The 638-nt window shown below is 41.4% G+C and carries 1 protein-coding gene; it reads right to left on the minus strand.

Annotated features, from left to right (window positions below):
• Positions 1 to 628 (minus strand): 3-hydroxybutyrate dehydrogenase (locus ACS8FD_RS21770; RefSeq protein WP_439277406.1); only part of this gene is annotated, 628 nt, incomplete at its 3' end.
• Positions 629 to 638: the final 10 nt, after the last annotated feature.

Here is a 638-nt window from a genome sequence, read left to right on the forward strand (position 1 = left end):
AACCATGACTGGCATTGATAGACTGACCGGTAAATACATTGGTTGGAAAAGCGGCCAAAAACAGTGCCGTTTGCGACACATCTTCGATAGTCGTAAACTCTTTATTAAGCGTATTCGCAAGTAAGATATCGTTGATCACAGCCTCTTCACTGATACCTTTTGCAGTAGCCTGTAGTGGTATTTGCTCATTAACCATTGCCGTTCTGACAAAGCCTGGAGAAATCATATGCGAGCGTACATTATGCGGAGCACCTTCTTTGGCAATGGCGCGGCACAAACCTAGTAATCCGTGCTTTGCAGTAATGTAAGGTGCTTTAAAAAGTGACGCATCATGAGCATGAATTGAACCGATATAGATAATCGTGCCACCTTTATTGTCTTTATACATATATTCTACAGCCGCTTTAGTGGTTAAAAAACCACCATCTAGATGGATAGCTAACAGGTTTTTCCAGTTGTCGAAACTCATTTTATTAATCGGATTAATAAGCTGAATACCTGCGTTTGAGACCAAAATATCAATACCACCAAAGGTATCGACAAGCTGTTTGGTACCACTGTTGACAGCATCTTCAGATCTGACATCCATATTGATTGCCAGCGCTTTACCGCCAGCTTTGGTAATCATATCGACTGTT

Source organism: Psychrobacter sp. 1U2, assembly GCF_051847575.1.